The organism is Pseudomonas sp., assembly GCF_049645325.1.
Classification (GTDB): domain Bacteria; phylum Pseudomonadota; class Gammaproteobacteria; order Pseudomonadales; family Pseudomonadaceae; genus Aquipseudomonas.
Genome location: NZ_JBARTQ010000590.1, coordinates 1 through 5,462, shown reverse-complemented (window position 1 = coordinate 5,462; position 5,462 = coordinate 1). Strand labels below are relative to the sequence as shown.

The window sequence follows — 5,462 nt, the reverse complement described above, 5'->3', positions numbered from 1 at the left end:
TGACACACCGCATTCGCGAGCAAGCCCGCTCCCACACTTGATCAAATGCTGATCCGGACGAAATCCAGGCAAAAAAATCCCCGAACCAGTCGGGGATTTTTTATGTGCGATCAATCAGCCCAAGGGCGGATCAATCTTCGCGGTAGCGACGCAGCTTGAGCTGCTTACCGGCAACGCGAGTGTCTTTCAGCTTGGCCAGCAGTTTTTCCAGACCGTCTTCCGGCAGCTCCACCAGGGAGAAGCTGTCACGGACCTGGATGCGACCGATCGCTTCACGTGCCAGGCCACCCTCGTTGAGGATAGCGCCCAGCAGGTTCTTGGCAGCGATGCCATCACGCGCGCCGAGCGCGGTACGGCAGCGAGCACGGCCTTCAGCCAATGGAACCGGAGCACGACGCTCGCGATCACCACGGTCTGGACGGTCGCCAGTACGCTCTGGACGATCACCGCGCGGAGCGTTGTTCGGCACCAGCGGGCGTTCTTTCTCGATCGCTGCCAGGGTCAGGGCCTGACCGTTGGTAGCTTTGCGCAGCAGGGCTGCAGCCAGGGCACGCGGGGTGCAACCGATATCGGCAGTCAGGCGGTCCAGCAATTCGCCGTGGGTCGATTCAGCGTCAGCCACCAGTGGCGACAGGCTGTTGGTCAGTTTCTTGATGCGAGCATCGAGAACAGCCTGGGCATCCGGCAGGCGGACTTCGGCAACTTTCTGACCGGTAACACGCTCGATCACTTGCAGCATGCGGCGCTCACGTGGAGTCACCAGCAGCAGTGCACGACCTTCGCGACCGGCACGGCCGGTACGGCCGATACGGTGAACGTAGGACTCTGGATCGTAAGGCATGTCAACGTTGAACACGTGGGTGATACGTGGAACGTCGAGGCCACGGGCGGCAACGTCGGTCGCTACAACGATGTCCAGACGGCCATCCTTGAGGGAGTCGATCACGCGCTCACGTTGGTTCTGAGCAATGTCACCGTTCAGCGCAGCGGCTTTGTAGCCTTTGGCCTCCAGGGCACTGGCCAGGTCCAGGGTCGCTTGCTTGGTGCGCACGAACATGATCAGGGCGTCGAAGTCTTCAACTTCCAGCAGGCTCAATACAGCCGAGGTCTTCTGGTCAGCGTGAACCAACAGGTGAGCCTGTTCGATCGCGGTAACAGTCTGAGTCTTGGTCTGGATCTTCACGTGTTGCGGATCGCGCAGGTGGCGTTCGGCAATGGCACGGATCGACTGTGGCAGGGTGGCCGAGAACAGTACGGTCTGACGGGTGGCTGGCAGCGCCTTGAAGATGACTTCCAGGTCGTCCATGAAGCCCAGCTTGAGCATTTCGTCAGCTTCGTCCAGAACCAGGTGGTTCACGGTCGACAGCACTTTTTCGTCGCGACGCAGGTGGTCGCACAGACGGCCCGGAGTGGCGACAACGATCTGTGCGCCGTTACGGATTGCTTTCAGTTGTGGGCCCATAGGCGCGCCGCCGTAAACGGCCACAACGGTAACGCCCGGCATTTGCTTGGCGTAGGTTTCGAAAGCGGTTGCTACTTGCAGCGCCAACTCACGGGTTGGCGCCAGGATCAGGGCTTGCGGCTCGCGCTTGGCAGGATCGATGCAGTGCAGGATTGGCAGAGCGAACGCGGCGGTTTTACCGGTACCGGTTTGCGCCTGGCCAATCATGTCTTGGCCGGCCATGATGATCGGGATCGATTGCTGCTGAATAGCCGAAGGTTCTTCGTAGCCAGTCGCGATGACGGCAGCAAGAATGTTCGGGTTAAGATTAAAAGCGGCGAAGCCGCCGGTTTCCTGGGTCATGGGTCTGCCTCTAAGTGCATCCGCAAAGACCCATGCTCCAAAGCTGCGCATGCCGTGTTGAGACTCAAGAGTCGCCCTGGCTGCTTTGTCGGCGGGGATTTGCGAAAACGAATGAATGAAAAAGATTCGTCAAGGAAGAGTCCGCTGTGCGGACGTGCAGCCGAAGCTGACTTCGGGGAATTGCGCTACCTAAACGCGGCCCGGTTAAAGGCCGGCGCGCACTATACCGGAAATACCTGAAAAAGGGAGCTTTTTTTATCGGAAACCACCGATAAACCGCGCTGCGTCACAGTCTTTGCAGATAACGACGGCAGGGTCTATTTTTCAGAGGCCCGGCCCTGTTGGTGATAATGCTTAAACGTTTCACCTATCAACTGAGACCTTTGGTCTGAAACCTTACCCACGCCCTGAGGGCACACCCGATGAATCAAGCCAGCAGCAGTCGCGTCAGCCGTGAATTACAGGGTCATGTCCTGCTGTTGGGCCTGGACCGGGTGGCCAAGCGCAATGCCTTTGACCTCGATTTGCTCAATGAGCTGAGCATGGCCTATGGCGAATTTGATCGGAACGACGATGCACGGGTGGCCGTGGTGTTTGCCCATGGCGACCACTTCACCGCAGGGCTGGACCTGGCGAATGTCAGCGGCGTGATGGCGGGCGGCTGGCAACCGCCGCTGGGTGGCTGCGATCCATGGGGTGTGTTCGCCGGGCCGAGGGTCAGCAAACCGGTGATCGTCGCGGCCCAGGGCTACTGTCTGACTATCGGCATTGAGTTGATGCTGGCAGCCGATATCAATATTTGCGCAAGCAACACGCGCTTTGCGCAAATGGAAGTACAGCGTGGGATCTTTCCGTTTGGCGGCGCGACATTACGTTTTCATCAAGTGGCCGGCTGGGGCAACGCCATGCGCTGGTTGCTCACAGGCGATGAATTTGATGCGCACGAGGCGCTCAGGCTGGGCTTGGTGCAAGAAGTGATGGCCAGTGAAGACTTGCTGCCGCGTGCCATTGAACTGGCCAGCCGTATCGCGCGCCAGGCACCGCTCGGCGTGCAGGCGACGTTGATGTCGGCACGCCAGGCGCGCATGGAAGGTGAGGCCGTGGCGGCCGCTGGGCTGCAGGTGGTGGTAGAGAAATTGCTCAACAGTGAGGACGCCAAGGAAGGTGTTCGCGCCATGGTTGAGAAGCGGCCGGGTGTGTTCAAGGGTATTTGAACAGGCTGAATTGGCTGGCGACAGGGATGGCCTCTTCGCGAGCAAGCCCGCTCCCACATTAGACCGCATTCCAAAGAATGTACGCGCACAAATGTGGGAGCCGGGCTTGCCCGCGATAGCGCTGGCACAGGCAACTACGTCGCCGGCCGAATCACCTTGATCAACGCCTGCAACGAATAACCGAGGCGCGGCGCCAGCGCCTCCGCGCGGGCCGAGAGCGCAGCCAGGTCCAGCGCCTGATCCAGCTCCGAAGGCACCAGCAAAATCACATTGCCCTCCTTCACCGGCAACTCCCAGTAATGCCGGTGGTACAGCCCGCGCAGCAATGCGGCGCCCAACGGCTTGCCGTCGTCGGTCGCCCACTGGTTGATCACCAGCCAGCCGCCGGGGTTGAGTTTCTTCTGGCAGTTTTCCAGGAAGGTCCAGGCCAGGTGCCCGGCACCCGGGCCGACGTCGGTGTACAGGTCGACGAAAATCAGGTCGGCCGATTCGGCGGTGTCAAGCAATTGCAAGGCATCGCCGATGCGAATATACAAACGCGGGTCGTCATCCAGGCCCAAGTATTCAATCGCCAGGCGCGGCACGTCGGGGCGCAGTTCGATGGCTTCGACGTCTTCCAGCGGCAGGAATTTGAGGCACGCCTGGGTCAGCGTGCCAGCCCCCAGGCCGAGGAACAGCGCGCTTTCCGGTTGTTCATGGCACAACGCGCCAATCAGCATCGCGCGGGTGTAGTCGTACTCCAGCCAGCTCGGGTCGGCGGTGAATACGCAGCTTTGCTCGATGGCATCGCCAAATTCGAGAAACCGGTAATCGGCCACTTCGAGCACACGGATCATGCCGAAATCATCATGGACTTCAGCCAGCAGGCGCTCGACACGCTCCTCGCTCATCACTACTCCTAAAGGGTTTACCGCACGGCAAAGGCGCGATTGTCGGCCAACCGGCGGCAACAGGTCACGCACTAATTGCTGATAACATTGGCGCCCGACCGTCAATCAGCCAATCGAGTTCATGATGAGCCAACCCTGGAGCCCCGACAGCTGGCGCGCCCTGCCGATCCAGCAACAACCCCAGTACCCGGACGCTGCGCACTTGCTGCAAGTGGAGCAGAACCTGGCCAGTTACCCGCCGCTGGTATTTGCCGGGGAAGCCCGCGAGTTGCGCCGTCAGTTTTCCGAAGTGACCCAGGGCCGCGCGTTCCTGTTGCAGGGCGGCGACTGCGCCGAGAGTTTTGCCGAGTTTTCTGCCGCAAAAATCCGCGACACCTTCAAGGTGCTGCTGCAGATGGCGATCGTGATGACCTTCGCCGCCGGCTGCCCGGTGGTGAAAGTCGGGCGCATGGCCGGCCAGTTTGCCAAGCCGCGCTCGGCCAACGATGAAACCATCGACGGCGTCACCCTGCCCGCTTACCGCGGCGACATCGTCAACGGCATCGGCTTCGACCTGAAAAGCCGCGTGCCCGACCCGGACCGCCTGCTGCAGTCCTATCACCAGTCCACCGCCACCCTCAACCTGCTGCGCGCGTTTGCCCAGGGCGGTTTCGCCGACCTGCACCAAGTGCACAAGTGGAACCTGGACTTCATCGCCAACTCCGCGCTGGCCGAGAAGTACAGCCAACTGGCTGACCGCATCGACGAAACCCTGGCCTTCATGCGCGCCTGCGGCATGGACAGTTCGCCGCAACTGCGCGAAACCAGCTTCTTCACCGCCCACGAGGCGCTGCTGCTCAACTATGAGCAAGCCTTCGTGCGCCGCGACAGCCTGACCAACGACTACTACGACTGCTCGGCCCACATGCTGTGGATCGGCGACCGCACCCGCCAACTGGACGGCGCCCACGTTGAGTTCCTGCGCGGCGTGAACAACCCGATCGGCGTCAAGGTCGGCCCGAGCATGAACCCGGACGACTTGATCCGTTTGATCGACATCCTCAACCCGGACAACGACCCCGGTCGCCTGAACCTGATCGCACGCATGGGCGCAGGCAAAGTCGGCGACCACCTGCCGGGCCTGATCCGCGCGGTGCAACGCGAGGGCAAACAGGTGCTGTGGAGTTCGGACCCGATGCACGGCAATACCATCAAGGCCAGCAGCGGCTACAAGACCCGCGACTTTGCGCAGATCCTCGGTGAAGTGAAAGAGTTCTTCCAGGTGCACCAGGCCGAAGGCAGCTACGCCGGCGGGATTCACATCGAGATGACCGGGCAGAACGTCACCGAATGCATCGGCGGCGCGCGGCCGATCACCGAAGACGGCTTGTCGGACCGCTACCACACCCACTGCGACCCGCGGATGAACGCCGATCAATCGCTGGAACTGGCATTTCTGATTGCCGAGACCTTGAAGCAGGTCAAACGCTGAGAACCATCAGGCAAGTGGGCTTGCCGTGGTGAGCGGGCTTCTATGGTGAGCGGATTTCTGTAGTGAGAGAGCTGTGTGTGGTG

Annotated in this window: 4 protein-coding genes; 2 read left to right on the top strand and 2 right to left on the bottom strand. The window is 61.0% G+C overall.

The window, feature by feature from the left end:
- Positions 1–130 precede the first annotated feature (130 nt).
- The gene (locus tag WBB95_RS24830; protein ID WP_094952431.1) at positions 131–1,804 is read right to left on the bottom strand and encodes a DEAD/DEAH box helicase; all 1,674 of its coding nucleotides are present in this window, start codon (positions 1,802–1,804) and stop codon (positions 131–133) included.
- 422 nt (positions 1,805–2,226) lie between these two features.
- On the opposite strand from WBB95_RS24830, the gene WBB95_RS24825 reads away from it, so the two are divergent.
- Positions 2,227–3,018, top strand: coding sequence for a crotonase/enoyl-CoA hydratase family protein (locus WBB95_RS24825; RefSeq protein WP_424489973.1), 792 nt, complete (start codon positions 2,227–2,229; stop codon positions 3,016–3,018).
- Positions 3,019–3,152: 134 nt separating this feature from the next.
- On the opposite strand, the gene WBB95_RS24820 is transcribed toward WBB95_RS24825, so the two are convergent.
- Positions 3,153–3,908 (bottom strand): spermidine synthase, encoded by a 756-nt coding sequence (locus WBB95_RS24820; RefSeq protein ID WP_424489972.1) that lies wholly within the window; start codon positions 3,906–3,908, stop codon positions 3,153–3,155.
- Between the two features lie 124 nt (positions 3,909–4,032).
- On the opposite strand from WBB95_RS24820, the gene WBB95_RS24815 reads away from it, so the two are divergent.
- Positions 4,033–5,379 carry a class II 3-deoxy-7-phosphoheptulonate synthase gene (locus tag WBB95_RS24815; RefSeq protein WP_424489971.1) on the top strand — a complete coding sequence of 449 codons (1,347 nt, stop codon included), beginning with the start codon at positions 4,033–4,035 and terminating at the stop codon, positions 5,377–5,379.
- Positions 5,380–5,462 lie beyond the last annotated feature (83 nt).

Bases quoted from the DNA above. Each gene is read 5' to 3' on its own strand.
- WBB95_RS24820 (WP_424489972.1), bottom strand. From the start codon at position 3,908: ATGAGCGAGGAGCGTGTCGAGCGCCTGCTGGCTGAAGTCCATGATGAT.
- WBB95_RS24815 (WP_424489971.1), top strand. From the start codon at position 4,033: ATGAGCCAACCCTGGAGCCCCGACAGCTGGCGCGCCCTGCCGATCCAG.
- WBB95_RS24825 (WP_424489973.1), top strand. From the start codon at position 2,227: ATGAATCAAGCCAGCAGCAGTCGCGTCAGCCGTGAATTACAGGGTCAT.
- WBB95_RS24830 (WP_094952431.1), bottom strand. From the start codon at position 1,804: ATGACCCAGGAAACCGGCGGCTTCGCCGCTTTTAATCTTAACCCGAAC.